Origin of the sequence: Mycetocola sp. BIGb0189, from assembly GCF_024810155.1 — a bacterium.
In the GTDB taxonomy this organism is placed as follows: domain Bacteria; phylum Actinomycetota; class Actinomycetes; order Actinomycetales; family Microbacteriaceae; genus Mycetocola; species Mycetocola lacteus.
In genome coordinates this window covers 429,177-455,329 of record NZ_JANUED010000001.1, presented here as the reverse complement: position 1 = coordinate 455,329, position 26,153 = coordinate 429,177, and the positions used below count along the sequence as shown (strand labels likewise).

General features: G+C 67.4%; 25 protein-coding genes. 13 read left to right on the top strand and 12 right to left on the bottom strand.

Going from position 1 to position 26,153, the window contains the following annotated elements:
* Positions 1-6 precede the first annotated feature (6 nt).
* Entirely contained in the window at positions 7-465 is a 459-nt protein-coding gene (locus M2390_RS02025) for a MarR family winged helix-turn-helix transcriptional regulator (RefSeq protein WP_259176655.1), read from the top strand.
* 26 nt (positions 466-491) lie between these two features.
* On the opposite strand, the gene M2390_RS02020 is transcribed toward M2390_RS02025, so the two are convergent.
* Complete coding sequence (locus tag M2390_RS02020; protein WP_259176653.1) at positions 492-1,673, bottom strand: hypothetical protein; 1,182 nt, start codon at positions 1,671-1,673, stop codon at positions 492-494.
* 97 nt (positions 1,674-1,770) lie between these two features.
* The gene (locus tag M2390_RS02015; RefSeq protein ID WP_259176651.1) at positions 1,771-2,712 is read right to left on the bottom strand and encodes a transporter; all 942 of its coding nucleotides are present in this window, start codon (positions 2,710-2,712) and stop codon (positions 1,771-1,773) included.
* 55 nt (positions 2,713-2,767) lie between these two features.
* Between M2390_RS02015 and M2390_RS02010 the strand changes: the two genes are divergently transcribed.
* Positions 2,768-3,334 carry a CGNR zinc finger domain-containing protein gene (locus M2390_RS02010; RefSeq protein ID WP_259176649.1) on the top strand — a complete coding sequence of 189 codons (567 nt, stop codon included), beginning with the start codon at positions 2,768-2,770 and terminating at the stop codon, positions 3,332-3,334.
* Positions 3,335-3,427: 93 nt separating this feature from the next.
* Here the strand turns inward: M2390_RS02010 and M2390_RS02005 are convergent, their stop codons facing one another.
* Genes M2390_RS02005 through M2390_RS01995 form a run of 3 tightly spaced genes read right to left on the bottom strand, consistent with a single transcriptional unit; the run spans position 3,428 to position 6,302 of the window.
* Positions 3,428-4,933, bottom strand: coding sequence for an FAD-dependent oxidoreductase (locus M2390_RS02005; RefSeq protein WP_259176648.1), 1,506 nt, complete (start codon positions 4,931-4,933; stop codon positions 3,428-3,430).
* The gene (locus M2390_RS02000) at positions 4,930-5,814 is read right to left on the bottom strand and encodes an FAD:protein FMN transferase (protein ID WP_259176647.1); all 885 of its coding nucleotides are present in this window, start codon (positions 5,812-5,814) and stop codon (positions 4,930-4,932) included. Before M2390_RS02000 ends, M2390_RS02005 begins: the two co-directional genes overlap by 4 nt.
* Entirely contained in the window at positions 5,814-6,302 is a 489-nt protein-coding gene (locus M2390_RS01995; RefSeq protein ID WP_259176646.1) for an FMN-binding protein, read from the bottom strand. Before M2390_RS01995 ends, M2390_RS02000 begins: the two co-directional genes overlap by 1 nt.
* A gap of 153 nt (positions 6,303-6,455) precedes the next feature.
* On the opposite strand from M2390_RS01995, the gene M2390_RS01990 reads away from it, so the two are divergent.
* Together M2390_RS01990 and M2390_RS01985 are read left to right on the top strand one after the other, a co-directional pair.
* Positions 6,456-6,965, top strand: coding sequence for a sigma-70 family RNA polymerase sigma factor (locus M2390_RS01990; RefSeq protein ID WP_259176806.1), 510 nt, complete (start codon positions 6,456-6,458; stop codon positions 6,963-6,965).
* Entirely contained in the window at positions 6,962-7,672 is a 711-nt protein-coding gene (locus M2390_RS01985) for an anti-sigma factor (RefSeq protein WP_259176645.1), read from the top strand. The genes M2390_RS01990 and M2390_RS01985 overlap by 4 nt, the downstream gene beginning before the upstream one ends.
* A 55-nt stretch (positions 7,673-7,727) precedes the next feature.
* Here the strand turns inward: M2390_RS01985 and M2390_RS01980 are convergent, their stop codons facing one another.
* Both M2390_RS01980 and M2390_RS01975 read right to left on the bottom strand, forming a co-directional pair.
* Positions 7,728-8,321 (bottom strand): HdeD family acid-resistance protein, encoded by a 594-nt coding sequence (locus M2390_RS01980; protein WP_259176643.1) that lies wholly within the window; start codon positions 8,319-8,321, stop codon positions 7,728-7,730.
* 8 nt (positions 8,322-8,329) lie between these two features.
* Positions 8,330-9,319 carry an FUSC family protein gene (locus tag M2390_RS01975; protein ID WP_259176642.1) on the bottom strand — a complete coding sequence of 330 codons (990 nt, stop codon included), beginning with the start codon at positions 9,317-9,319 and terminating at the stop codon, positions 8,330-8,332.
* Between the two features lie 79 nt (positions 9,320-9,398).
* On the opposite strand from M2390_RS01975, the gene M2390_RS01970 reads away from it, so the two are divergent.
* The 6 genes from M2390_RS01970 to M2390_RS01945 all read left to right on the top strand — a co-directional run bounded on the left by M2390_RS01970 (position 9,399) and on the right by M2390_RS01945 (position 15,781).
* A complete protein-coding gene (locus tag M2390_RS01970; protein WP_259176641.1) occupies positions 9,399-10,634 on the top strand; it encodes an amidohydrolase in 1,236 nt (411 codons plus the stop codon).
* Positions 10,635-10,753: 119 nt separating this feature from the next.
* Positions 10,754-11,989 (top strand): amidohydrolase, encoded by a 1,236-nt coding sequence (locus M2390_RS01965; protein ID WP_259176640.1) that lies wholly within the window; start codon positions 10,754-10,756, stop codon positions 11,987-11,989.
* A 29-nt stretch (positions 11,990-12,018) separates the two neighbouring features.
* The gene (locus M2390_RS01960) at positions 12,019-13,194 is read left to right on the top strand and encodes an AI-2E family transporter (protein ID WP_259176639.1); all 1,176 of its coding nucleotides are present in this window, start codon (positions 12,019-12,021) and stop codon (positions 13,192-13,194) included.
* 71 nt (positions 13,195-13,265) lie between these two features.
* Positions 13,266-13,859: a TetR/AcrR family transcriptional regulator gene (locus M2390_RS01955; protein ID WP_259176638.1), complete on the top strand. Its 594-nt coding sequence runs from the start codon at positions 13,266-13,268 to the stop codon at positions 13,857-13,859.
* A complete protein-coding gene (locus M2390_RS01950; protein ID WP_259176637.1) occupies positions 13,856-15,028 on the top strand; it encodes an SGNH/GDSL hydrolase family protein in 1,173 nt (390 codons plus the stop codon). Before M2390_RS01955 ends, M2390_RS01950 begins: the two co-directional genes overlap by 4 nt.
* Before the next feature lie 114 nt (positions 15,029-15,142).
* Positions 15,143-15,781 carry a bifunctional 2-polyprenyl-6-hydroxyphenol methylase/3-demethylubiquinol 3-O-methyltransferase UbiG gene (locus tag M2390_RS01945; RefSeq protein WP_259176636.1) on the top strand — a complete coding sequence of 213 codons (639 nt, stop codon included), beginning with the start codon at positions 15,143-15,145 and terminating at the stop codon, positions 15,779-15,781.
* 104 nt (positions 15,782-15,885) lie between these two features.
* Here the strand turns inward: M2390_RS01945 and M2390_RS01940 are convergent, their stop codons facing one another.
* A complete protein-coding gene (locus M2390_RS01940; protein ID WP_259176635.1) occupies positions 15,886-16,962 on the bottom strand; it encodes an epoxide hydrolase family protein in 1,077 nt (358 codons plus the stop codon).
* 96 nt (positions 16,963-17,058) lie between these two features.
* On the opposite strand from M2390_RS01940, the gene M2390_RS01935 reads away from it, so the two are divergent.
* Together M2390_RS01935 and M2390_RS01930 are read left to right on the top strand one after the other, a co-directional pair.
* Positions 17,059-17,679: a TetR/AcrR family transcriptional regulator gene (locus tag M2390_RS01935; RefSeq protein ID WP_259176633.1), complete on the top strand. Its 621-nt coding sequence runs from the start codon at positions 17,059-17,061 to the stop codon at positions 17,677-17,679.
* Between the two features lie 81 nt (positions 17,680-17,760).
* Positions 17,761-18,300: a helix-turn-helix domain-containing protein gene (locus M2390_RS01930; RefSeq protein WP_259176632.1), complete on the top strand. Its 540-nt coding sequence runs from the start codon at positions 17,761-17,763 to the stop codon at positions 18,298-18,300.
* Between the two features lie 129 nt (positions 18,301-18,429).
* Here M2390_RS01930 and M2390_RS01925 read toward each other — a convergent pair whose 3' ends face one another.
* The 4 genes from M2390_RS01925 to M2390_RS01910 form a co-directional block, all read right to left on the bottom strand.
* Positions 18,430-18,813 carry a metal-sensitive transcriptional regulator gene (locus tag M2390_RS01925; RefSeq protein WP_310503956.1) on the bottom strand — a complete coding sequence of 128 codons (384 nt, stop codon included), beginning with the start codon at positions 18,811-18,813 and terminating at the stop codon, positions 18,430-18,432.
* A gap of 108 nt (positions 18,814-18,921) precedes the next feature.
* The gene (locus M2390_RS01920) at positions 18,922-21,186 is read right to left on the bottom strand and encodes a cation-translocating P-type ATPase (protein ID WP_259176630.1); all 2,265 of its coding nucleotides are present in this window, start codon (positions 21,184-21,186) and stop codon (positions 18,922-18,924) included.
* Positions 21,187-21,255: 69 nt separating this feature from the next.
* Positions 21,256-21,465: a heavy-metal-associated domain-containing protein gene (locus M2390_RS01915; protein WP_187976325.1), complete on the bottom strand. Its 210-nt coding sequence runs from the start codon at positions 21,463-21,465 to the stop codon at positions 21,256-21,258.
* 92 nt (positions 21,466-21,557) lie between these two features.
* Positions 21,558-24,059: an excinuclease ABC subunit UvrA gene (locus tag M2390_RS01910; RefSeq protein ID WP_259176629.1), complete on the bottom strand. Its 2,502-nt coding sequence runs from the start codon at positions 24,057-24,059 to the stop codon at positions 21,558-21,560.
* Between the two features lie 383 nt (positions 24,060-24,442).
* Between M2390_RS01910 and M2390_RS01905 the strand changes: the two genes are divergently transcribed.
* A complete protein-coding gene (locus M2390_RS01905) occupies positions 24,443-25,996 on the top strand; it encodes a hypothetical protein (RefSeq protein ID WP_259176628.1) in 1,554 nt (517 codons plus the stop codon).
* The last annotated feature ends 157 nt before the right edge of the window (positions 25,997-26,153 follow it).

The window sequence follows — 26,153 nt, the reverse complement described above, 5'->3', positions numbered from 1 at the left end:
CCCCGCATGGACGCAAACTCGGGTACAAATGTGACACCGGAGATTTCCAGCGGCGGGACGTGCAATAGCTATCTGGTACGCCGTGTGGATCGACACCTCAACGCGGTCTATGATCGCGCCCTCGCCGGAACCGGGATCCGCACCACCCAGTTCAGCGTGCTGCGCGCCCTCGCGCTGGAGGGAGAGTCACGCATTAGCACCCTCGCCGCCACCCTGGGCATGGATCGCAGCACGCTGAGCGCCAACGTCAAGCCCCTGGTACGCGCGGGACTGATCGAGGTCACCGAGGCCTCCGACCGGCGTGCGCGAGACGTGCGCATCACCGAGGCCGGACGCACCACCCTGGAGGGGGCGATGCCCGCCTGGATCGCCGTACAGGAATCATTCGAGTCGGCGATGGGCCATGAATCGGCCCGGGCCCTCCGCAAACTCCTCGCCGGAACCCTGACCTGGGACGGCGCCTAGCTCCACCAACCAGGACCGGGGTGGTCTCAGTATGCGTCGGTCATGGCGGCGATCCCCGCGCGGATCCTGGCCGCGAGCTCCTCGATGCGGGCCGCCGACTCCGCGCGGGCCGCGGCCTGAGCCCAGGCTCGGGTGAGCGCCCGGAGACGATCCTCACGCAGCGCGAGCCCCGCCCGCGGCACCCGCTCCACACCCCAGCCCAGCAGAACCCCGGCCACAAACGCCTCATGGTCGGCACTGACCCCCGGTCGATGCGCGGTCAGCCCCGGCAGCTCCGCATCACCCAGCAGCTCGGCCGCGCGACTCCAGTGTGCATTCTGGCGAACGCGGTTTCCCTCGGGGGTACCCACAAAGCGCTCCAGCTGTGTGCGCCCATCGCGATATACCGGAATCCAGCCGCGACCGATGCCCTCGATTGTGCCCGCGGAGAGTACGGCCCAGTCGGGTCGATCCGCCGCCACCGCGGCCAGGGTGGCACGCGCAAACCCTGCCCCGGCTCCCTCCGAACCTGCGGGCACCGCTGACCGCGCTGGTTCCGCTGGCTCCTCTGACAGTCTTGGTTCCTCTGACAGCCCCGGCTCCTCTGACAACTCTGGCTCTTCCGGCCCCACTGGCCCCTCTGCCCGCCTTGCCCTCTCCTGCCCGGTGGGTTCACGCCGATCCATCGGGTGCGGCACCACGGCAAATACCCGGATCCCCAGTGCGTGCAGGGTATCGGCCATGATGCGCTCGGCCTCGACATAACCGCCGCCTCGACCGCCGAGGATCCGCGCGATCCGAGCCGCATCCACGCCGTCAAACAGCAGAAACAGGGTCGGCGCTCGCTCCTGCGACTGGAGTTCAACCAGGCCGTGCCCGGTGAGCGCGGCCAGCCGGACACGATAGGCGTTATGCGGCGAATCCGCCGCGGTGTGCAGGGCAATGCCCGATCCGGGAGGCACCCGGCGCAGCGCGGATACCGCGCGGGCGACACCACCCGGCAGCGGCCGAGCGATATCCCGAATCACAAACACGCTGCGGGCCTCATCCTCGGTCAGGGCGCTCCACGCCTGCGCCATCGCGCCCACCGGATCCGAACGCCCCTGCGCGTCCACATCCGGCACCAGTAACAGAGTGGGCCGCCGCAGTCGACGCAGAATCCCCTCGATCTCCGTGCGCCGGGCGGGATCAAACACCATCGCGCCTCGCACCACCGGTCGTCTGGTCATCGGAGTCCCTTCGTCTCCGCACCACGGTACGGTGACCCGCACCGCGCGCGCCGGAAACTCGGCAAATACTCACCGTGATTGGCTCACGCGATGCCACCTAGGCGGCGGCCGCCACCGGAAGGCTCGCGCGCGCGATCAGCACGGCCCGGACCGAAAGGGTGGCCACCGTGAGGATCACCGCGGTCACCACCAGCACGCCGATGCCTGCCCAGATGGGGCTCGCCGTGGCACTAATCACAAACGCCGCGACCGCACCCAGCGGGAAGGTATAGGACCAGGCACCGAGCGTGAACGGGGTGCGTCGATACAGGGGCATCAGTCCCAGCTGCAGGAGCACCAGGATTGCGGTCAGGCCCAGCAAAACCTCGATCCCGATCCCCACATGGGTGCCGGTCAGCGCGATCCACGCTCCGCCACCCACCGCGGGCGGTGCCATCAGGATTGCCAGCGAGGGAACCAGGGGCGCGGGCAGTGCCGGTCGCAGGGCAAGGCGAGCCAGAATCAGCGTGAAGACCAGGACCCAGAACAGCGTGGCCACCCCGAAGGCACCCCAGCCAAGCCCGATCCAGCCGATCTTGGCGGCCGATCCCGCGGCGATATACCCGGCCGCTACCGTGGGCAGGAGATAGCCCCCGTGCACCAGGTCGATCTCAATGTTGCCGCGCGCCCAGCGTCCCAGGATCCAACCGGCAAACACCGCACCGATCGCGATTGAGACCAGCACCAGCGTCGTCCCCGCCCAGGGAACCATCGGATACAGTCGCGCACCCAGGAACATGCCCAGTGCGGGCGCGAGGGCGGCAACCGGACCCTGGGCCGGGTTGCGCAGCTGACCGATCAGCGGCTCGGCGGCGGAGAGCCCGCGAATGGTGTGCGCGATGAGGAGCCAGACCCAGGCAAGCGCGGCAATCCCCCAGAGGATGTCGCCGATCATCGGGCTCAGCCCCCATACCGCGTCGGCGGCGCTCCAGGTCTGGGCAAGCCCGGCAAGGCCAAAGCCGATGGCGAAGGTGATCATGGGGATACGGTGTGCAGTCATAGTGGGATACTAATGCATTCTTGCCTAGTTAATCCATTAGTTCTAGACTGGGGCCATGACCTTCACGCTGCTCGGCGAACCGCTGGCGATCGATCTGATCAACACCCTCAAAACCGCGCACACCCCCGCGGTGGATCAGCTTGCCGCGCCCGGTGCCCTCGCCGAGTTTTGGCGCTTCCAATCCGAACGCGACCCCTCGATCACCGCCCTGGATGCCGAGGACACCCGAAACCTCCGCACGCTGATTGATGCCCTGGTGCGCGCACTCGATGCCGGAACCGCCCCCGAGTCCTCGGTCCTTACCGCCGCCAACACGATCCTGCACGCCGCCCCGGTGCAGAGCTACCTGAGCGTGCGTGACGGGCACCTGCACGTCGAATACACCACAACCGCACGCACGGCCGCGGAAGCCACCCGCGCGACGCTGATCCAGTCGGCCCTCGACCTGAGCGAGGCGGCGGCCGCCGGGCGTCTGCGACACTGCCCCGCCGAGGACTGCTCACAGATGTTCATCGCAACGAATGCCAAGCGCCGCTGGTGCACCGCCGCGGGCTGCGGAAATCGGGCGCGTGTCTCCCGACACGCGGCCCGAGCACGGGTCAGCACACGGCCCACCCGCTAGGCGGAATCGGGACTCGCAAGCGCGGCGAAACCACGCTGCCCCCGGCGTCACCACGGCCGCGCCATCGCGATCCCGCCCGAATACAGGGCCCCGCTAGTAGCCGATGAACCGATCGGTGCGGACGCGGTGCACGCCGTGTGAGCGAGCCGCGCGCGATGCCGACGCGACAAATGCCGGGGAACCGGCCACATAGGCGTGGGTTGGACGCCCGGCGGGCCGCGCGATCTCCAGCGCATGCTCATCCACCCGCGTGCCCGCGTACAACCACCCCTCGGGCAGCGCGCCCTGCCGAGCCAGAGACTCCGGCCCGACAATCAACACCCGCACGCCTCCGCGTCGCAGCACGGGCTCCGCCCAGACCGGATCCTCACCCGCGCGCAGGGCCCAGATCAGGGTGGGTCCCGACGCCGGACGAGCCGTGCGCGCATCGGCCGCGGCGAGGAACGGGGTCAGGCCCACACCGTTGGCCAGCCACAGTTCATCCGCTCCGCCGCGCACGGTAAAGTCACCACCCACGGCACTCACGGCCACGTGGGTCCCGGGTTCCAGGGAGAGCAGTGCCTGCTTAAAGGAGCTGGCCCGCTCCTCGACCCGCGTAATGATGCGCACCGAGGAGGCCCCCGGTGCCGAGGCCACGCTAAACACCCGGCGCAGGCCGCGCCCATCGGCACCCCGGTGTGGGATGGAGAGTTCCAGATACTGGCCGGGACGCAGTCGCAGCGGACGCTCGGGGACGAAGGACAGGTCGGCGATTCCACCCGCATGTTCCTCGCGGGCCTCCAGCGTCAGCCGCACACGCGAGCGCGGACCAAACCCGAACGCGACCGCGTTTCCCACCAGCAGGGCGAGTTCCGGCGACATCGCCAGCGCACCCAGGTTCAGCGGGATCAACGAAATCAGGCCGACAATGGCGCTGACCAGCATCCGCCAGCGACGTCGCGGCGGGGCCGTCAGCGGCTCACTCATCATGAAGGCCCCGAGGAAGAGGTAGGGATAGGAGGCCAGGGCTGTCCACCCCGCGCCGATCGGATCAGCCCCGGTGGACACCAGCTTGAGCAGCGTGCCCACCACCCCGATTACGATCACCGGCAGCGCGATGTCCCAGGCTCGCGCCCGGTGCAGCACCAGGGCCGCGCCGAGGACCAGCGGGACAAACAGTGCCGGAGTCGCGATCCACCAGACGGCACCGCCGATGCCGGTGGCGGCGACCACCATCGCCCCGGCAGCCACCGGATTGAAGAGGTGGCGTCCCCGCCAGGCCAGCAGATACTTGCTCAGATTCGCCGCAACCACGGCGAGCGCGAGCATCCCCTGGCTCCGCATCGTGGGCAGCGGGAAAAAGAGGAATACCAGGATCAGCGCGGTCACCAGCGAGGATTCCCCGTGTGGGGAGACCCGCCAGATCAGCGCAAAGATTCGATTGGACACCCAGCCAACCACCACCGCGACCACGAGGCTCAGCACGAGCCCCAGGATCGGGAAGGAGAGCACACCGCTCAGTGAGAGTACCGCCGCGATTACCCAGAGTGCCAGCAACACCAGCAGTACCAGGCGATACATCGTCACGCGACCAAGAAGGCGGTCCAATCGGGTAATCATGCGGTAAAAACCTCTCCGGGAAGCGTGCGGGAATACTCCACGCGTCCATTGCTAAACATCCGAACCCAGTCGATCTCCAGCCGCGTGGCCACGGCTTCGGGTCCGGCAAAAAACAGGGCGGTAGCGGCGGCATCGGCGATCAGCGCCGACTCCCCGATCGCCCAGGTGGCCACGATCGAGTCCACCGGTTTTCCGGTGCGTCCATCCAACACGTGGTGCAGCCCCTCGCCCCACGCGCGACGGTTGGTCGCCGATCCGGCAATCGCGCATCGCGGCCCGGACGCATCCAGCTCGATCACACCGATCGCCCGGGTGCGATCGAAAGGGTGTTCCAGCGCAACCCGCAGCCCGGCCTGCCCGGCGTGGCGAATGTCGCCCCCGGCGTCAACGGTGAGGGCCGGGTAGCCGCGAGCCATCAGCAGCCCGGTAACCAGGTCCACCAGCTGCCCCTTACCCACGGCGCCCACGTCTAGGAGCACCGGTTCGGTTGCGCTGAGGATCGTTCCCGTGCTGTGCAGGGTGTCGCCGAGCGCCGGAACCGGGCTCGGGACCCCCGAAGGAATCAGCGAGTAGGCGGGGTCATACCCCAGGGTTTCCAGCGCCCGCCCCACCAGCGGGGTGACCGCACCGGCGGTAAGGTCCTCCAGGTTCACATACGTGTCCCAGAGTTCCGGCCAGTGCGGCCCCAGGTCCACGCTGCCGCCGGTGCGTGCGAAATCACGCACCGACGAGTCCACGCGAAACCGCGAATACACCGCGTCATAGGCGTCGATCAGCGCGGACACGGCCGTTCGATCAGCCGGGGAAACCTCGTTTCCCGTGCTGATCTGCCAGCCGGTTCCGATCGCCTCGAACCGCCAGGAGGCGGGCGCTGAACCCACTACTTCGCCTGGGAGATGATGTTGTTGATGGCGTCGTTGAAGCCCGCGCCGGTCAGCGAGGAGCCCGAAACGGTGCCCACGTTGAGGTCGGAGATGTTTTTGCCCACCACCTGACCGGCGATGCCCGAGGCAAACTGGGTTTCAAACTGCTTCGCGGTCGGGTTCTCCCCCTTGGGGACCACCTTGACATCGCTCACCACACCACCCTTGAGCGTGACCGTGACACCAATCGATTCCTGGCCACCCGGAGAGGTGTAGGTACCATCGGCGGAATAGGTGCCGTCCTTGAGCGCGGTGGCCGCGGGCGATGCACCCGGGTCGGCCTGAGACTGGGCCGCGGGCGCGCTGGGGTTTGTGGAGGAACCCGCATCCGATCCGCTCTTTGTCAGATCGCCGGTTGCGCAGCCGGAGAGTGCGGCAATTGCGGCGACTCCGATGCCGATCAACGCGCTGGTGCGTACGGTGCCGGGGGTGCGAAGCATATCCATGGTGTTACCTTCCGTGGTGGTTCGAGACAACGGTCACACGAGGTAGGCGGCGGCCCGGTTCAGCCAATCGGGTTTTCTACAGAAAAAACTCAGCTTTGAACCATCGGGGCTGGAATATCGTGTACCGGGAGTGAGCAAGGAAACGAGGGCGTGATGTCCACCGAGCATGAGGCGCGGGTTCTGCGTGAGCTGCATGAGCAGCATGGCGCGGTGATCTGGCGTTTTGTGGTGCGCCTCACCGGCGATTTTGCCGGGGCCGATGACATCGTCCAGGAGACCCTGCTGCGCGCCTGGCGCAATCCGCGAATCATGTCCGATGATCCCGAAAGCGCACGCTCCTGGCTCTACACGGTGGCGCGCAACCTGGTTGTGGACGAGGCGCGCAGCGCCCGTCGCCGCCACGAAATTGGGGTCGATGAGATGCCCGAGGGACGCTCCGATGATCACACCGACGCGCTATTTGATTCAATCCTGGTGGCCGAAGCCCTGGCAGCCCTGAGCGGTGAGCACCGGGCAGTGGTCACCGGTGCCTACTTTGGCGGGCGCAGCACGGTGGAGCTTTCGGCGGATCTGGGTATTCCCGAGGGCACGGTGAAGTCACGGCTGCACTACGGGTTGCGCGCACTCAAGCTCGCCCTTCAGGAAAAGGGGGTCACCCGGTGACCGATATCCACACCCGCTTTGACGAGTGGGATGCCGCCTACGTGCTGGGAGCGCTGGGCCCCGCTGATCGTCGCGCCTACGAGGAGCATCTGGCCGAGTGTGAGCGGTGTCGCCTGCACATGTCCGAGCTGGCCTCGCTACCCGGGCTGCTCTCGCGAATCACCCCGCCCAGCGAACAAGAATTTCCCGGAGACGAGCGGCCCGTGCCCGAAACCCCGAGACTCACGCCGGACAACACCGCCGCGCACCTCCCCCACCCTCGGCGCCGCCGCCTGAGCCGTCGCGCCCGCGGCTGGGCCATCGCCGCGGCCGCCGCCGTGCTGGTTGTCGGGGCCGCGATTCCCCTCACCCTGCATATGCTGGAACCCAAGACCGAGCGCCTCACCCTCGCCCAGGTCGGTCCCGAACTGGCACCGATCGACGCGGTGGTCACCCTGCGTGACATCCCCGGCGGAACCCGGGTCACGATGGACTGCTCCTACTCCTCCCCCGCCGCCCCCTATCCCGGGGCCGAACCGGTGGACTACTCGCTGGTGCTCACCGACAACGCCGGACGGGAACGCGCGGTCTCCACCTGGGTCGCGGCGCCGGGCAGCCCGGCACGGGTCGAGGTCACCACCACCACGCCGCTTGAGGGCATCCGCTCGGTGGATGTGCGCCGGGCCGATTCGACCACGCCGCTGCTGCGCGCCCTCCCCGCCGACTAGCCCTACAGAAAACGCCCCCATCCGAAACAACCGGATGGGGGCGTTGGCACAAAAACTAGATGCGAGCTTCGTCCACGCGGAGGGTGGCACCGTTTGCGGGTCCCCGGTAGCTGAACGCACGCACGATCTGCAGGATACCCAGCACCACCAGGGCAACACCCAGGATCAGCCACAGCAGGGCGGCGAAGGCGAACGGCGCGGTGATCACGAGGATACCGGCGATGATGCTCAGCACGGCGAAGACCACGCCCCACACCTTATTGGAGGCACCGCGCAGGCTCGCGAAGGCCAGCACACCCTCGAAGATCCAGCTCACACCGATGAAGATCGCGGTGAAGATCGCCAGCACGGTGGTGACGTTGCCCAGATCGGTGAAGGCCACGATACCGGCCACAACAAACAGCACACCGAGCAGCACGTTGCCGATCCGTCCCCAGGTCGAGGCGCTCTTGGCAAAGATTCCCAGGGCCGCATAGATCACGCCGGCCACAACCGCATAGATCGCGATGAACGCGGTGATGACCGAGGCGGTCTTCAGCGGTGCCACCAGGATCAAGATACCGAAGATGATTGCGATGATTCCGGCGATGCCGAGGGCCGTGCGCACACCGTTGGTGAGGGTGCGGGAAAGGGAGGGTTCCTGAGTCATGGTTTTCCTTAGGGGTTGATGGATGAGGCTTGGGGGCGCGGCACAATCCGCGCATGGCGGTCATGCAGGATTGTATGGGCTATCACGTTGACCACGATGGCCAACACGGCGGCGATGGCCACGGATTCGATCCGGCCGAGGCCCACCAGATGGGCGGGCTGGTCGGAGGAGGTGGTGAGCAGCACCACCGGGGTGAGCAGGGTCACAAACATCGGATAGTTGCCCGAGAGAATATAGGCCACACACAGCAGCGTGCACACCAGCGCCACGAGGATCGGTATCGGTCCCGGCAGCAGCGACACCAGCGTGGCAAAAACGGCACCGATCGCGGTACCCACCACGCGGTCTCGGGCGCGACTGGTGCGGTTATCAACGCCGACCGCGAGAATCATGCAGTAGGACAGCAGCGTCCAGCTGACGTAGGGGAAATCCACGGCCTCGCCGATAGCCACGATGCCCAGCGACCCCACCGCAAGCATTACCCCGTAGCCCAGCCGCTCCCTGACCGGCGAGGGGGTGGGCAGCGAGTCGTGTTTGGTCGGCATCAGTGTCGCAAACGCGAGCATGAAGGCGGCCCCCAGACTCGAACCCAACAGCACCTGCCAGAACTGGACGTCGGTGTTGGATAGCGAGGCGAAAACGATCAGGTTGACCGGTGAGCGGGTCATCGAGGAGATGTCACCGATCCGGAACATTCCCTGCACCAGGCACACCCCCACCAGGGCCACCAGTACCGGGAAGGTACCCAGGGAACCCAGCGTAAAGCCCAGCATTGCCACGATCACGGCCCACAGCGCCGCCATCGCCCGCCATTTGGGTAGCAATGCTCGAGACGGAGAAAGCAGGAACATGATCGCCAAATATCCGGCCTGCGCGGTGTGTGGTCCGATGAACCCGTAGAGGGCGGCCAGCAGCACCGCGGCCGATCCCACCAGAATCAGCGCGCCTAAAATGGCGCGACGCGTCAGCGCAAAATTCTTGAAAACAACGTGCGTCATGAGCTTCCCCCTCCCCGTCCCCACGGAGCCAGCGCTACGGTAATAAGAGAACACTATCGAGCTTTGGGGAGCGACGGTCATGACAAAACAGGATATTTCCGAACTTTTTGATATCTATCGTGATTTGCACGCGCATCCCGAACTGAGTTTCGCCGAGACCCGTACCGCCGGCATCGTTGCCGCGAGACTACGCGGCCTCGGCTATCAGGTGACCGAGAGTGTGGGCCAGACCGGTGTGGTCGGGGTGCTGGATCGGGGCGTCGGCACCACCGTGCTTCTGCGCGCGGACATGGATTCGCTCCCGGTACGCGAGGACACCGGCCTGGACTATGCCTCGGTGGCAACCGCCACAAACGACGCGGGCATCGAGGTGCCGGTCATGCACGCGTGCGGGCACGACGTCCACATCACTGCCCTGCTCGGTGCCGCCGCCGAGCTCGCCGCCGATCCCAGCTGGACCGGGCGCCTGCTCCTGGTGTTCCAGCCGGCCGAGGAACAGGGCGCGGGGGCCCAGGCCATGGTGGACGATCACCTGTTTGAGCGATTCGGAACCCCCGATGTGGTGCTCGGCCAGCACGTGGCACCGCTGCCCGCGGGCACGGTGGGGCTGCGTTCGGGACCGGCCTTCGCCGCCTCGGATGCACTGCGGGTGACCCTGTTTGGGCGCGGTGGGCACGGCTCTCGCCCCGAAACCACCGTGGACCCGATTGTGCTGGCGGCCGCGGTCATCCTGCGCCTGCAGACCATCGTGTCCCGGGAGATTGCCGGCACCGAGACCGCGGTCCTCACCGTGGGCGCGGTGCACGCGGGCTCGGCCCCCAACATCATCCCCGAGACCGCCGAACTGCTGATCAACATCCGTACCTTCGACCACGAGGTCCGGGCCACCATCCTCTCGGCGATCACCCGCATTGTGCGCGGCGAGGCCCAGACCGCCGGGGCCGAGCGCGAACCCGAGATCGAAACCCTGCACGCGTTCCCGCTGGTGAGTAACGACCCTGCGTCCACCGAGCGGGTGCGCGCGGCCTTCACCGCCGATCTGCCCGATCTGGTGCTGGTGGATCCCGGCGTGGTGACCGGCAGTGAGGACATCGGAATCCTCGCCACGGCCGCCGGCGCCCCGTGCATGTACTGGGTGCTGGGCGGGGCGGATCCGCAGCTGTTCGCCGGGCTGTCGAGCTCGGCCGAGATCATGTCCCGGGTGGCGCAGCAGCCCTCCAACCACTCCTCGAAGTTCGCCCCGAAGATCGAGGCCACGCTGCCGCTGGGGATTCGCGCCCTGGTGAGCGCGGCCGAGGCCTGGTTGAAGCCCTAGACATTGCACGAAGGTGACCGCCGGTCTGAAACCTCGGCCACGGCGCGGTACTCCTCGGTTTTCCCCGAGCCCGGCACTACGGTGGATATCAATTAGTATTCACCGAGCCAGGAGTTCGAATGTCGCCGCACACCAGCACCGATTTTGAGGCCGTTTACCGCGATCTGCACACCCATCCGGAGCTGGGGTTCCAGGAGGTGCGCACCGCGGGAATCGTCGCCGAGCACCTGCGCTCCGCCGGGTACGAGGTCACCGAGGGCGTGGGCATCACCGGCGTGGTGGGCATCCTTGATCGCGGTCCCGGTGCCACCGTGCTGCTGCGCGCGGACATGGACGCATTGCCCGTGCGTGAGGAAACCGGACTCCCCTATGCGAGCACCGACTCGACCATCAACGCCGAGGGTGTCGAGGTCCCGCTGATGCACGCATGCGGCCACGACATGCACACCACCGCCCTGCTCGGTGCCGCCTCGGCTCTGGCAGCGGATCCCACCTGGACCGGACGCCTGATGCTGGTCTTCCAGCCCGCCGAGGAGCAGGGATCGGGTGCCCGCACCATGATCGAGGACGGCCTGTTTGAGCGCTTCGGAACCCCCGATGTGGTGCTCGGTCAGCACGTGGCCCCGTTCCCCGCCGGTGCGTTTGGGCTGCGATCCGGTGCGGCCTTTGCCGCCTCCGACTCCTTTGTGATCACCCTGTTCGGACGCGGCGGGCACGGCTCCCGGCCCGAGACCACCGTGGACCCGATCGTGCTGGCAGCCTCGGTCATCCTGCGCCTGCAGACCATCGTGTCCCGCGAGGTTGCCGGAACCGAAACCGCCGTGCTGACCATCGGCTCGGTGCATGCGGGCTCGGCCCCCAACATCATCCCCGACAGCGCCGAGCTCAAGATCAGCCTGCGCAGCGTGGACCCCGCGGTGCGCGCCCGGGTGATCGCGGCCATCGAGCGTATCGTCCGCGGCGAGGCCCTAACCTCCGGCGCCGATCGCGAACCCACCATTGTGCACGCCCACTCCTACCCCGCGGTGGTCAACGACGAGGCCGCGACCGCGCGCGTACACGCGGCCTTGACCGCCGCCATTCCCGGCGTGCAGGTCATCGACCCGGGCCTGGTGACCGGCAGCGAGGACGTGGGCATGCTCGCCGAGGCCGCCGGAGTGCCGTGCATGTACTGGCTGCTCGGCGGGGCCGATCCCGCGCCCTTTGCCAACGTGACCAGCCAGCAGGACCTGGTCGCCCGGGTATCCGCGCTGCCCTCCAACCACTCCCCGCTGTTTGCCCCGGCGATCACCCCAACCCTGCCGCTGGGTATCGCCGCCCTGAGCGCCGCGGCGCTGGCCTGGCTCAAGCCCTAACTCACACACCCGAAAACTCAGAGGAAACCATGCCCGAGAAATCCACCCCGGACAGCACCGCCGAGACCGCCACCGCGGACGTCGAGGTGTCAGCAGAAACCCCGCGCGATCCCGACGCCGCCTCGGCCCCGGTCAACGTGCCGCCCTCACGTCGCTTCTGGACCCGACTCGACAACCCGTTTGTTGCCGGCTTCCTCCTCACCCTGGGCGGCCTGGCCGCCTTCAGCCTGGGTGCCGCGATCACCAACATCTCCACGGTGATCATCTACATCGTCTTTGCGCTGTTTATCGCGCTCGGCATCGACCCGGTGGTGCGCTGGCTCTCCGGGCGCGGGCTCAGCCGCACCTGGTCGATCGTGATCACCATCGTTGGTCTGCTGGCGATCATCGTGGGCATGATGTGGCTGGTGATCCCGACCGTGGTGGATCAGGTCACCCAGTTTGTGCAGTCGGTCCCCTCGATGATCAAGGACTTCATGCACAGCGACCTCTTCCACCGCCTGGAGGGGATGTTTGGTGAGGGCTTCGAATCGCTGATCGGTGACATTCAGAAGTTCCTGTCCGACCCGGGCAACATCGCGGCCATCGGTGGCGGCGCGTTCCAGGTGGGTGCCACGATCTTCTCCGGCCTGTCCGGTGTGCTGATCGTCCTGGTGCTGACCCTGTACTTCGTGGCCTCGCTGCCGCAGATCAAGTCGGCCATGTACGAGCTGGCTCCGGCCCGCAACCGCGCCCGCATCTCGGACCTGACCGACCAGATCACCGATTCGATCGGTGGCTACCTGGGTGGCATGGTGGTGCTGGCCTTCTTCAACGCGGTCTTCTCGGGTGTGCTCTACGCGATCCTCGGCCTGCCGTTCCCGCTGCTGATGAGCGTGGTGGCGTTCTGCATCACGCTGATCCCGCTGGTCGGTTCGGTCCTGTTCTGGGCAGTGGCGAGCGTGCTCGCGCTGTTCACCAGCCCGCTCTCGGCGCTGCTGTTTGCGCTGATCTACATCGCCTACGTGCAGGTCGAGGCCTACGTGCTGACTCCGCGGGTGATGAGCCGGGCCATTTCGATCCCCGGATCCCTCGTGGTCATCGGCGCCCTGATCGGTGGCACGCTGCTGGGCCTGCTGGGCGCACTGGTGGCGATTCCGGTGACCGCCTCGATCCTGCTGATTATCAAGCAGGTGTGGATCCCGCGTCAGAACTCCAAAAAGTAGTTCTTGACTCCAAACCTACGCGTGTTAGGATTTTTCCTAATACGTGTAGGTTTGTCATTTAAGGAGGCATCATGGCACGCGCCGGCATTACCCCCGAGCGCCTGATCGGCGTGGGTGCGGAGCTCGCCGACGAGGTGGGCATCGATCGGGTCACCCTGGCCGAGGTGGCGCGACGCTTCGACGTCAAGACCGCGAGCCTCTATTCCCACGTGGCAAACACCGCGGCCCTGGGCGAGGGAATCGCGCTGCTCGCGCTCACCGAAATGGCCGACCGCCTGGCCATCGCCACCGCGGGCAAGGCCGGACGCGACGCGCTTGCCGGACTCGCCCACACCTACCGCGACTATGCACACGCCCACCCCGGCCGCTTCGCCGCGACACTTGTTCCGCTGAGCCCGGACGCCGCCGCCGCAAGCGACGGCCGGCGCCACGTCCACCTCACCGAGGCCGTGCTGGCGGGCTACGCCCTCTCCCCCGAGACCCATCCACACGCGGTGCGCCTGATCGGCAGCACCGTACGCGGATTCATCACCCTCGAAGCCGCCGGCGGTTTCGCGCACAGCGCGCCGCCCGCCTCCGACAGCTGGATCGCGATCATCGACGCCCTCGATGCCCTCCTCACCCACTGGCCCACCTCCCCCGATTCGGAAAGGATCGCGTCATGACCACCACCCCCACCCCCGTGCCACTGAACGACACCCTCATCCGCGGGGCCGCCGAGCTCGAATCCACCGAACATGGACTGCTGCCGCACCGCCTGCCCGCCTGGGCTCGCGCGCAGAACACCGATCCGCAGCTGAGCATGGTTGAGGCGCAACCCTCGGGTGTGCGGCTGGCATTTTTCAGCGCCGCGACCGTGATCGAGCTGGACCTGTTCCGCTCGCGCACCACCTACGGTGGCGTGCCCGCACGCCCGGACGGGATCGTGGAGCTCACGATCGACGGCGAGCGGATCACCCAGATGGTCACCTCGGGCGGGCAGACCACCACGATCGATATGGCCACCGGCGTGCCCACCATCGAGGTGGGTCCGGTCGCCACGCTGCGCTTCGAGGGGCTGTCTGGCGTGTCGAAACTCGTGGAGATCTGGCTGCCGCACAACGAGCAGATCGCGATTGCCGCACTGCGCACCGACGCCCCGGTCACCCCGATCGCCGCGGATGCACGCCCGGTGTGGGTGCACCACGGATCCTCGATCAGCCACGGCTCCAACGCGGTGCGACCCACCGGCATCTGGCCCGTGGTGGCCGCCCGCGGCGCGGATCTGGAGCTGGTGAACCTGGGCTTTGGCGGCAGCGCCCTGCTGGATCCCTTCACCGCCCGCAAAATTCGGGATACCCCCGCCGACCTGATCAGCCTCAAGCTCGGGATCAACCTCACCAATCTCGATCTGATGCGGGTGCGCGCATTCGGCCCGGCCGTGCACGGCTTCCTCGACACAATCCGGGAGGGGCACCCGGACACCCCGCTGCTGGTGATCTCCCCGATCTACTGCGGCATCCACGAGGACACCCCGGGCCCCGGCATGTTTGATCTGGAGGCACTGGTCAAGGGTCAGCTGCGCTTTATCGCCACCGGCAACCCCGATGAGGTCAAGGCCGGCAAGCTGACCCTGCGCGTGATTCGCGCCGAGCTTGAGCGCATCATCACCGAGCGCCGCGCCACCGATCCGAACCTGTTCTATCTGGATGGCCAGGAGCTCTACGGCGAGGCGGACACCGAAACCCACCCGCTGCCCGACGCCCTGCACCCGGGCGCCGAGTCCCACCAGATCATGGGCGAGCGCTTCGCCCGGATCGCGCTGGGTGAGGGAACCGCCACCTGGTCCCTCTGATTTTCGGCCGACGGCCCCTTCCCGCGAGAAGGGGCCGTTTTCCATTTGGCAAAAGAGATTGTAGATTTCCGCGGGCGCGGCGCAGACTGGGGTATCCCCATCGAAAGGCCTCCCATGACCACATCCTCACACCACACCTTCGACCGCGCCTACTGGGAGCAGCACTGGGATGAGTCGATCCTGCGCGGCAGCCACCGAACCCCGCCCCACCCGCACCCCGAGACCTTTCTGAGCGATCTCGCGCCGGGCACCGCCCTGGAAGCGGGCTGCGGCACCGGTGCCGAGGCGCTCTGGCTGGCCGAGCACGGATGGCGGGTCACCGGGGCCGATATCTCGGCCGGTGCCCTGGCGGTGGCCGCCGACCGGGCACGCGCGGCGGGAGTCGCGGACCGGACCACCTGGATCGAGGCCGACCTGGGCACCTGGGTCCCGGAAGCCGGGTTCGACCTGGTGAGCACCCACTTTGCCCACCCGGCGATGCCGCAGCTGGATTTCTACCGCCGAATCGCCGAGTGGGTTGCCCCGGGTGGCACCCTCTTCATCGCCGGCCATGCCACCGGACACCACGGTAATCACCCGGACGCCAACGCCCATCCGGTCGAGGCCACCGCGACTATCGAGGGGATTATCGCGCTGCTTCCCGCGAATGAGTGGCGCATCGTCGCCGCCGAGGAGGTCGAACTCGCCTCGGTACACGCCGATGCGCCGACCCACCGGCGGGACGTGGTGGTGCGGGCGAGCCGAATCGGTTAGTCGAGTCGGCGCGACCGGGCGAGAAAACACGGCCACGAGGTCCAGCGGCAAGGTTCGGCCACGGCACTGCACCATTGGACCCGCCGCCGACCCGCACTGCCCGGCTACCCCAGGGTGAGCGCCCGACGCAGATCCTCCACGTATGCCGCGGGTGCCTCCCAGGCGGCGAAGTGTCCACCCGTGGGGTGCTCGATAAACGCCGCCAGGTTCACAAATCGCTCCACAAACGCGCGCGGGGCGGGCATGAAGTCCTCGGCGAAGGCCGAGTAGATCGTCGGAGTCTCGATCCGCACGGGCAGCGCCACGGGAACGGTATAGGTCGAGAGCGCGGTGCCCGCGGTCTCGGTGAACCAGGCGGCACTGATCCAGGTCAGCAGGTCATCGTCGCCGAGGGTGTCGGTGGGTCCGGCCCAGTCGATCAGCTTCTCTCCCATCCAGGCCAGCAGAGCCGCCGGAGAATCGCCCAGCATCGTGGTCACCGTGCCGGGACGGGTCGCCTGCTCGGCCACAAACCCGCCGTGCGCCTGCCGCCAACCACCCGCGGCGGCGGCAAACGCCAGCTCCTCGGGAGTCGCGGTGGTCGGGTCAATCATCCCAACCCTGGCCGCCGCCAGGTTCGTCAGGTGCAGCGCCGAGACGCGCTCGGGATGGGCCGCCGCCAGCAGCTCGGCCACCGTGCCACCCACGTCCCCGGCCGAGATCACAAAGCGCGAATAGCCGAGCGCTCGCATTGCCTCGGCCACCATCCCGGCAATATCGGCGGTCGAAACCGGAGCGCCTTCCAGCGGCGGGGCGAACGGGAATCCGGGCAGGGCCGGAATGACCACATTGACGTCCCCAAGCAAAGGCAGCACCCGCTCGAATCTCAGCACCGAGTCCGGCCAGCCGTGCAGGAGCACCACGGTCGGGGCATCCGGCGTGGCCGAGTGCCGATGAATCACCCGCAGCACGCGCTCCCCGTCCCCCACTGTTTCCCAGGGGTAGGCGTGGATGCGACGCTCGTGGGCGGGCCAATCGAAGTCCTCGGACCAGGTGCGAAGGAGACGGGCAAGCCGCTCGCCGGGAATGCCGCGCGCGGGATCCCCCGCCCAAGGGTTGGCGATGAGCCGAGCGCCGCGGATCCGCGCCGTGAGGTCGTCTAGCGCGGCGGACGTGGTGGGCGTGGGGGCGGAGGTGTTCATGGGGGTCCTTTCGACGCGAAACCAGAATGGGCTCGCTAGCCCATTCTTGGCGCTTAATAATGGGCTGTCAAGCCCATTCCCTGATAAGCTGACCGCATGACCCCAGCCGAAGAGCTCCTGCCCGCCACCGCCAAGGGCCGCGCAACCCGCGACCGGATCGTGGACGCCGCGGCCGACCTGATGCTCGCGCACGGGGTCCAGGGAGCCACCAACCCCGAGATTCGCGCGTCGGCGAAGGTCAGCGGCTCCCAACTCTCGCTCTACTTCCCCGACAAGGAGAGCCTGGTACGTGCGGTTCTCGCTCGGCGCGGAGATCAGGTCATCGACCTCATCCACACCACCGCCCGCGGCGACCTCGACAGTATCGCCGCCCTGCGATCCTGGGCGGCCTTTTACACCGAGCGCCCGAACTCCTGGGAGGGCGGCTGCCGGTTCGGATCCCTCGCCGGCGACGTCCTCAAGTCCGATCTAAACCTCACCACGGACGTCACCGACGGGTTTGACCGCTGGCACGCCGTCTTCGAATCCGGCCTGACCACGATGCGCGAGCGCGGCGACCTTCGCCCCGACGCACAGCCGGCCACCCTCGCCACGATCCTGCTCGCCGCGTTCCAGGGCGGCATGCTCCTGGCACAGGCGCAACACAGTATCGACCCCCTCGCCACCGCCCTGGGCGGTGCCATCGACTTCGTGGCCAGCTTTGGCCCACAGAGCTGAGCGCAACCCGGGAGTCAGGAGAAAACCTAAACAAAATATTCGAAGTGTGTTACGTTTCTTGCACTTGTAAGGAGGTAGGACATGTCCACCAACACACCCCTCGTCTCGGAAACCTACGATGTTTCCGACGAACCCGGTATCGCACGAGTGCACGATTTCTTCGTCACGCATTCGGAAATCCAGTCCGGTCGCACCGCCCCCAGGTATGTGTTGTCCGGCAATGCCACTGATGATCAGGTTGAACTCCCCGCAGAGATCTATCACGTGCTTGTGCAGGTGGTCGATGCGATGCGACGCGGACTCTCGGTCACCGTTTCTCCCCGAGGTAAAACCCTCACCACACAGCAGACGGCTGATCTTCTGGGAGTGAGCCGTCCCACGGTCATCAAGCTGCTCGACGAGGGAAGGATCCCGTTCGAGCGCGTCGGCACACACCGCCGAGTCACACTGACTAACGTGCTGGAGTATCGCAAGCGCCGCCGCGAGGAGCAGTATGCAACCCTGGCCAGACTCTCAACTGACGTCGATGACGATGCTCCCCTCAACGAAGTCCTCGCCGAGTTGAAGAAGGCGCGTCGGGTTGTATCGGAACGCCGTCGGCAAGATATCGAGCTACCCTAAACTCGGGCCCACACATGTTCACCGCGCTGCTCGACACCAATATTCTCTGGCCGAGCCTGCAGCGCGACCTTAAAACCGAGGGCCGCACGGGAATCCGTGCGGCCCTCGGTGTGCGGGTGGGTGGGCGGTCTAGGAGCGGACCAGGCGCGCGATCGCGTCGGTGGCTTCCTTGAGCTTGGCGGCGGCCTCCTCGGCGTTGCCGAGACGGGCGGCGTCCATCACGCAGTGCTTGAGGTGGTCGTCCACCAGGCCGATCGCCACCGATTCCAGCGCGCTGGTGAGGGCGCTGATCTGGGTGAGAATGTCGATGCAGTACTTCTCGTCGTCGATCATCTTGGAGATCCCACGCGCCTGACCCTCGATCCGGCGCATCCGCTTCTGGTAGCCGGTCTTATCGCTGATGTAGCCGTGGTGGTGCCCCTCGGTGGCACAGAAATCGCCCGAGTGACCCTCGGATTCGGTACCGATAGTGTCGGCGCCGGTGTCGGTGCCGTGTGCTGCGATGGTCGCCATGATGGCTCCTTTGATCGATCGGCCGGGGCCGGGACTGCTGCATCCAGGATATCGGGCACCGCACCTCAGCGGCGACGTGGGCCCGATACTCCGGGCCCACACGGGAGACTAGTTTTTGACGATGCTGCGGAATCCGCGCAGTCTGAGGCTGTTACCCACCACAAACACGCTCGACAGGGCCATCGCGGCTCCGGCCAGCATCGGGTTGAGCATGCCCAGCGCCGCGACCGGAATCGCCGCCACGTTATAGGCGAAGGCCCAGAACAGGTTGGTTTTGATGGTGCCCAGGGTTTTGCGGGAGAGCCGGATCGCATCCACCACGCCACGCAGATCCCCGCGCACCAGCGTGATATCCGACGCCTCGATGGCCACATCGGTGCCCGTGCCCATCGCCAAACCCAGGTCGGCCTGGGCGAGCGCCGGCGCATCGTTCACGCCGTCCCCCACCATCGCGACCACCCGGCCGGACTCCTGCAACCGGATTACCTCGGCCACCTTATCTGCGGGCAGAACCTCGGCGATCACCGTCTCGATGCCCACCTCGGCGGCGATCCGCCGGGCCACCGCGGTGTTGTCTCCGGTCAGCAGAATCGGGGTCAGCCCGAGCGCCTTGAGTGCGGTGATCGCCTCGCGGCTGGTGGGCTTGACCGCATCGGCGACCACCAGGATGCCGCGGGCCTCCCCATCCCAGGCCACCGCCACCACGGTCTTTCCGGCCTCCTCGGCCTCGGCCTTGGCGGCGGAAACCCGAGCACTCAGCGTGATGGACCACTCGGCCAGCAGGGACTCGCGTCCCACCAGAACCGCGTGACCGTCCACCACACCCTGCACGCCCTTGCCCTCGATATTGGTGAATCCCCGGGCCGCGGGCAGCTCGATGTTCTCGGCCGTCGCACCGGCGGCGATGGCCTGCGCGATCGGATGCTCGGAGGCATCCTCCAACGCACCGGCCAGGCGCAGCAGCTCGCCGCGCTCGGTTCCGGGCTCGGTGATCGCCTGAGCCAGGGTCATCTTCCCCGTGGTCACGGTGCCGGTCTTATCCAGCACCACGGTGTCGACCCGGCGGGTGGATTCCAGAATCTCCGGTCCCTTGATCAGGATGCCCATCTGCGCGCCGCGTCCGGTTCCCACCAGCAGCGCGGTCGGGGTCGCCAGGCCCAGCGCACACGGGCAGGCAATCACCAGCACGGCCACCGCGGCGGTGAACGCGGCGGCCGCGGGGAATCCGGCGATCAGCCAGCCGGCCAGGGTGACCAGGGCAATCACGATCACGATCGGCACAAACACCCCGGAGATTTTATCCGCCAGGCGCTGCACCTCGGCCTTGCCGGTCTGCGCCTCCTCCACCAGCTTGGCCATCTGCGCAAGCTGGGTGTCCGAGCCGATCCGGGTGGCGCGCACAACCAGGCGTCCACCGGCGTTGACGGTCGCGCCGGTCACGGCGTCACCGGGTTCAACCTCCACCGGCACGGATTCGCCGGTGAGCATCGACGCATCCACCGCCGAGGTACCCGAGGTCACCACGCCGTCGGTGGCGATCTTCTCCCCCGGACGCACGATGAATTCATCCCCGACGCGCAGCTCGGCCACGTCGATCTTGGTTTCGACGCCGCCGCGCAGCACCGACACCTCCTTGGCACCGAGTTCCATCAGCGCGCGCAGTGCGGCACCAGCCTGACGCTTGGAGCGCTTCTCGAAGTAGCGCCCGGCCAGGATGAACATCGTGACCCCGGCACCCACCTCGAGGTAAATATTGGAGGCCCCATCGGAGGGGCCGATGGTGAATTCGAACGGGTGGGTCATCCCGGGCATGCCCGCGGTGCCCCAGAACAGCGCATAGATCGACCACAGCAGGGCGGCACCGGTGCCCATCGAAATCAGGGTGTCCATCGTGGCCGCGCCGTGCTTGAGGTTCACCCAGGCGGCACGGTGGAAGGGCCACGCACCCCAGATGATCACCGGGGCGGCGAGCGCGAGCGAGGCCCACTGCCAGTAGGTGAACTGGAGGGCGGGGATCATCGCCATCAGGATGACCGGGACGCTCAACACGATCGCCCCGATCAGGCGCTGACGCAGCGCAATCAGTTCGGGATCGGCGTCCTCGGCATCCGGGTCCGCGAGATCTTTGGGCTTCACCGGCGCGGGCAGGGTGGCCGCATAGCCAGCCTTCTCGACCTCGGCGATCAGCAGGGCGGGATCGTATCCCTCGGGGATCGCGACCCGGGCCTTCTCGGTGGCGTAGTTCACCGTGGCCTCGATGCCGTCGAGTTTATTGAGTTTTTTCTCGATCCGCATCGCACAGGATGCGCAGGTCATCCCGCCGATTTCCAGTTCGACGTGGGGGCCACCGGCCACGGGTGTTGAGGTACTCATCTTCTCTTCCTTTTTCCGGTCCCTCCCGCGGGAGGGACCGGGATGCAACGGCGTGAGGCGGGGTGGGGCCTAGGCCCGGACGGCGGAGTAGCCCGCCTCGGTGACGGCTGCCAGCACGGCGGCATCGTCGAGTTCGGCGGCGGAGGTGATGACCAGTTCGCCGGTCTGTGCACTCACGCGGATGTCCTCGACGCCGGCGATCTGCTCGACCTCTTCGCGAACCGAAGACTCACAGTGTCCGCAGGTCATTCCGGTGACGCGGTACTCGGTGGTTGCCATGATTTTCTCCTCTCGAGGGATACCCCTCCTGGGTATCACATCTGAGCCAACGATATACCCCCAGAGGGTATTCCGACAATCGAGAAAAAAGTTTAGACGGAATGCGCGAGGTAATCCCGCAGGTGCGCGCCGGTGACACTCTCGGGTCGGGCCGCCACCTCCTCCGGAGTTCCGATAGCGACGATGCGTCCCCCATCGCTTCCGCCACCGGGACCCAGGTCGATCACATAGTCGGCGTTGGCGATCATGTCGAGGTCGTGCTCGATCACGATGACCGTGGCCCCGCGCTCCAGCAGCCCGTCCAGCACCCGCAGCAGCACCCGAATATCGCGCGGATGCAGGCCCACGCTCGGCTCATCCAGCACAAACACCGCGCTGTGCTGATCGCGGCCCAGCTCGGACGCGAGCTTGAGGCGCTGCGCCTCGCCTCCGGAAAGGGCCGGGGTATCCTCCCCCAGGGTCAGGTAGCCGAGGCCCAGGTCAACCAGGGTGGCGAGCTTCTTGCGCACCCGGGGCAGGTCGGCGAGCGCGTCCACGGCCTGGGTGACGGTGAGGGCCAGCAGATCCGGCAGGGAATACTCGGTGCCGTCGGGACCGGTGCGGCGAATCTCCTGGGCCAGCGGCGCGAAGCGGGTACCCGCGCAGTCGGGGCAGTCGATATCCACGTCGGGAAGGAACTGCACGTCCAGCACGATCTGTCCGGTCCCCTCGCAGCGCGGGCAGCGCAGCGAGCCGGTGTTATAGGAGAAGTCGGCGGCCCCGAGCCCGCGCGAGGATGCCGCGGGCAGTCCGCCAAACTCGCGCCGCAGCACGTCGAGAACCCCGCTGTAGGTGGCCACGGTGGAGCGGATATTGGTGCCGATCGGGGTCGCATCCACCACGTCGGCACGGCTGATGCCGTCGGCCTCGATGCGGGTCACGTGTGCCGGAATCCTTCCCTCGGCGGCGAGCGCGGGAACCAGGCTTTCCAGGACCAGGGTGGTTTTGCCCGAACCCGACATCCCGGTGACCGCGGTCAGCCGACCCCGGGGGAACCGCGCCCGGAGCGCGTGTACGGTGTGCAGCGGAGCGGTTTCGATCTCGATGCCTCCGTGCGCAAACACGTCCTCGGTTCCCAGGCGCGGGCGCACCACCACCGGTTCGGTTCCGGCGATGAAACCGCCGATCACCGAGTCGGGGTTGTTTACGATTTCGGCGAGGGTGTCGTTGGCGACCACGGTGCCACCATCCACCCCCGAGCCCGGGCCGATCTCGATAATCCGGTCGGCCTCGCGCAGGACCTGCACGTCGTGGTCCACCAGGACCACCGAGTTCCCCTCGGCCAGCAGGTCCCGGATCACACCGATCAGCCCGTCGAGGTTGGCTGGATGCAGCCCGATCGAGGGTTCGTCCAGCACGTAGAGCACACCGGTGGTCTGGTTGCGGACCGCGCGGGCCAGCTGCACGCGCTGGCGCTCCCCGGTGGAGAGGGTGGATCCGGCACGGTCCAGGGTCAGGTAGCCGAGACCCAGTTCACGCAGACGACGGCCCATATCGGTCAGCTGATCGGCGAGCAGCCGCGCCATCGCCCGCATCTCGGGTGGCAGGGCCTCCTCCACGGCGGGTGCCCACTCGGTGATCTGGTCCAGGGAGAGCGCGGTTGCCTCGGCGAGGTTCATCCCCTCGATTCGTGGATCCCGGGCGGCCACGCTGAGCCGGGTACCGTGGCAGTCGCGGCAGGTTCCCGCGGTGATGTAGCGGTTCACCCGGGCCAGCCCCTTCTCGCTGGTCGCATTATTCAGGGCCTCGCGGACAGCCCGCCGGGCGCTGCGGAAGGTGAAGTCCATCGAGAACACCTTGCCGTTTTTTGAGGCGACGGTGATGTGCCGCTTCTCGTCGGGACCATCCAGCACGATCTGGCGTTCCCGCTCACTCAGCTCGGAGTAGGGCACGTCGATCCGCACCCCAAACTCGGCCACCACCTGCGGCATGACCGACAGGCCGGCCATCCCCCACGGGGTCACCGCACCCTCGGCGATGGTTTTGGAGGGGTCGGGAACCAGGGAGGCATCATCCACGTCGCGGACGATGCCGGTGCCCGAACAGGTGGGGCAGGCACCGTCGGAGTTGAACGCGAGGGATTCGGCCCCGGGGGCGCGGAACACGGCCGAGCAGGTCGCGCAGGTGAGCGGCAGGTCGGCGGCCACGTCGATTGTGGGGACGTGGCGGTGGCCGTTGGGGCAGGAGTGCGAGGCGAGACGCGAGAACATCACCCGGAGCACGTTCAGTAGCTCGGTCGAGGTCCCGAAGGTGGAGCGCACCCCGGGCACGCCGGGACGCTGGCGCAGCGCCAGGGCCGCGGGGATGTGGCGGACCGAATCCACCGCCGCCCGGGTCGCATGTGACATGCGCCGGCGGGTATAGGTGGATAGGGCCTCCACGTAGCGGCGCGATCCCTCGGCGTAGAGGATGCCCATCGCCAGCGAGGACTTCCCCGAACCCGAAACCCCGGCGATCGCGACCATTTCGCCCAGCGGCACGTCCACGTCCACGTTTTTGAGGTTGTGCACGCGGCCGCCGCGCACCTCGATGTTCAGCGACTCGCGCCCACTCATCGGGTCTCCTCCGCGCCGATCACGATCCGCACGCGCGGGTAGCGGGCACGCAGCCCGCCCCGACCATCGGCGTCTCCGGGGGTGTGTGTGAAGGATTCCGCTGCGGTCATGAGTGTCCCCTCGCCAGGCGCGGGCCCCGCGCCCGACGCTTCCTTCAGCCTACTCCGGGAGGCCGACAGGGACGAGGACAAGACAACCACGACGTCGGCATGCCGAGCCTGGCGGTACACACGCCTGGATACCCCCAGTCCTCGGCACAAAAGCAACAGGAATGCGCTGAACCGCCACCCACGGCCCACTATTCCGTTACGATTCCTAGCTAAAGCCGCATCGCCGCGGGCACTCGGCCAGGCGAAAACCATGCGCACATCCGATTGGACCCCGTGAGAGCCTCAATCCTGCGTCATAATTCTGCCTCCCGTCGCCTCGGCGCGGCCGGGATCAGCCTCGCCCTGGTGGGCGGATCCCTGCTGGGTGCCTCGGCCCTTCAACCGGCCCAGGCCGAGGTACAGGCCCTGCACACCATCAACACATCCTCAACCATCTGGGGCCCGGCCAACACCACGACCGGCACCCTCCGCAGTGGGTTCGGGTTCCGCGCCGATCCCGGCCTGGTGGGCTGGAGCTTCCCCGCCTTTAGCGAGATTGGTGCCCTGACGCTCAGCCAGGGCGGAAGCTCCTGGAACTTTTCCGCGGACACACGCTCGGTGAACCCCCGCTCCGGCGGGAAGAGCGTCATCACGCTCACGGGGAACACGGGCGATGCCTTTACCGAGGCCTACACGGTGGCCCTGACCCTGACCATCGAGGGCAACTACGCGCGCTGGACCTATTCGATCGCGGGCGAGAAGGCCGATACCCTCACCGCGACCGTTGACGGTGCATTCGCCGCCCGACACACCTCGGTGGTCGAGTCCACCTCCCACACCCTGCTCGCCCACAACGTGGATCCCTCCGAACCACCGGCCGCAATCTCCGGGGTCTCGGTAAAGTCCGACGGCTCGGCTCCGACCCTGACGACGGATTCCGATTCCGGCGCCTTCTCGGCCACCACCACGGGAGCGAGTCTGTTTGAGGTGACCGCCCTGGTGGTTGACTATCCGGTCAGAATCCCCAGCGCACTGGATGCCGCGCTGGCATTCACCCGCCCGCTGCTGGCAAACATCGATGCGCACTTTGGCGAGACCCACGTGGCTCCCGGTGCCCCGGTGGATTTCCGGGACGCGTCGGTGATTGAGGGCACTCCCGTGGACACCGAACTCACCACCACGATCGGCCAGGAACTGCTCGACATGGGGTACTTCATGATCCCCGGATTCGACGCCACCACCCGCGCCACGGGGCTGCCCGCCGGCCTGACACTCACCACAATTCTGGGGGACAAGCCCTCCGCCGAGGAGGAGACCGAGCCCGAGGTGACCTGGCCGGAGGAGGGAGAGGAAGTCCTCCCCGTTCCGATGCTGGCCCTGGACACCGAGCTCGCGGCCGATGAGGCCGAGGAGGCGCCGATCTCCTTCCGCCTGAGCGGAACCGCGACCACTCCGGGTGTGTACACGGTCCCGGTCACCATCTACCTCGCACTCCCCGACGGAGCATTCCCCGGAGCGCCCGACGGAGAAGAGCTGCCCTTCCCCGAACCCGTTGGCCTCTACCCGCTGGATACCACGCTGAAGGTCACCGTGGCACCGCGGGCGAGCAATGAGTCGCCCACCCCGACCGCTCCCGCCGAAACACCGGGAAGCACCGTCACCCCGACCGATGCCGGCGCTCCCCCGGTTGGCTCCACCCCGAGCGGCACCCCCGCCATCGCCCGCGGCACCGCCGGTCTGCCCACCACCGGTGGCGATTTCGGCGCGCTGGCCCTGTCGATGGGCCTGCTGGCGGCCGTGGGAACCACCCTCCTGCTGGGTGCGCGACGCCGCCGGGCAGCGGAGTAGGCACCGCGTCACCCGTCACGACAACCGGCCGAGTTCTCCGCGCGAGAACTCGGCCGGTTGTGCGTGTGGGGGTCCCCCGATGCTCGTCCCCCGTTCCCCTCAAACACACGCGTGGAATAGACACTCGCGGCGACCGAAAGCCCGTAAGCTTGGGGGT

Excerpts from the sequence above, each read along its gene's own strand:
- M2390_RS02025 (WP_259176655.1), top strand. The coding sequence starts at position 7 with ATGGACGCAAACTCGGGTACAAATGTGACACCGGAGATTTCCAGCGGC.
- M2390_RS02020 (WP_259176653.1), bottom strand. The coding sequence starts at position 1,673 with ATGACCAGACGACCGGTGGTGCGAGGCGCGATGGTGTTTGATCCCGCC.
- M2390_RS02015 (WP_259176651.1), bottom strand. The coding sequence starts at position 2,712 with ATGACTGCACACCGTATCCCCATGATCACCTTCGCCATCGGCTTTGGC.
- M2390_RS02010 (WP_259176649.1), top strand. The coding sequence starts at position 2,768 with ATGACCTTCACGCTGCTCGGCGAACCGCTGGCGATCGATCTGATCAAC.
- M2390_RS02005 (WP_259176648.1), bottom strand. The coding sequence starts at position 4,933 with ATGATTACCCGATTGGACCGCCTTCTTGGTCGCGTGACGATGTATCGC.
- M2390_RS01995 (WP_259176646.1), bottom strand. The coding sequence starts at position 6,302 with ATGGATATGCTTCGCACCCCCGGCACCGTACGCACCAGCGCGTTGATC.
- M2390_RS01990 (WP_259176806.1), top strand. The coding sequence starts at position 6,456 with ATGTCCACCGAGCATGAGGCGCGGGTTCTGCGTGAGCTGCATGAGCAG.
- M2390_RS01980 (WP_259176643.1), bottom strand. The coding sequence starts at position 8,321 with ATGACTCAGGAACCCTCCCTTTCCCGCACCCTCACCAACGGTGTGCGC.
- M2390_RS01975 (WP_259176642.1), bottom strand. The coding sequence starts at position 9,319 with ATGACGCACGTTGTTTTCAAGAATTTTGCGCTGACGCGTCGCGCCATT.
- M2390_RS01970 (WP_259176641.1), top strand. The coding sequence starts at position 9,399 with ATGACAAAACAGGATATTTCCGAACTTTTTGATATCTATCGTGATTTG.
- M2390_RS01965 (WP_259176640.1), top strand. The coding sequence starts at position 10,754 with ATGTCGCCGCACACCAGCACCGATTTTGAGGCCGTTTACCGCGATCTG.
- M2390_RS01960 (WP_259176639.1), top strand. The coding sequence starts at position 12,019 with ATGCCCGAGAAATCCACCCCGGACAGCACCGCCGAGACCGCCACCGCG.
- M2390_RS01955 (WP_259176638.1), top strand. The coding sequence starts at position 13,266 with ATGGCACGCGCCGGCATTACCCCCGAGCGCCTGATCGGCGTGGGTGCG.
- M2390_RS01950 (WP_259176637.1), top strand. The coding sequence starts at position 13,856 with ATGACCACCACCCCCACCCCCGTGCCACTGAACGACACCCTCATCCGC.
- M2390_RS01945 (WP_259176636.1), top strand. The coding sequence starts at position 15,143 with ATGACCACATCCTCACACCACACCTTCGACCGCGCCTACTGGGAGCAG.
- M2390_RS01940 (WP_259176635.1), bottom strand. The coding sequence starts at position 16,962 with ATGAACACCTCCGCCCCCACGCCCACCACGTCCGCCGCGCTAGACGAC.
- M2390_RS01935 (WP_259176633.1), top strand. The coding sequence starts at position 17,059 with ATGACCCCAGCCGAAGAGCTCCTGCCCGCCACCGCCAAGGGCCGCGCA.
- M2390_RS01930 (WP_259176632.1), top strand. The coding sequence starts at position 17,761 with ATGTCCACCAACACACCCCTCGTCTCGGAAACCTACGATGTTTCCGAC.
- M2390_RS01925 (WP_310503956.1), bottom strand. The coding sequence starts at position 18,813 with ATGGCGACCATCGCAGCACACGGCACCGACACCGGCGCCGACACTATC.
- M2390_RS01920 (WP_259176630.1), bottom strand. The coding sequence starts at position 21,186 with ATGAGTACCTCAACACCCGTGGCCGGTGGCCCCCACGTCGAACTGGAA.
- M2390_RS01915 (WP_187976325.1), bottom strand. The coding sequence starts at position 21,465 with ATGGCAACCACCGAGTACCGCGTCACCGGAATGACCTGCGGACACTGT.
- M2390_RS01910 (WP_259176629.1), bottom strand. The coding sequence starts at position 24,059 with ATGAGTGGGCGCGAGTCGCTGAACATCGAGGTGCGCGGCGGCCGCGTG.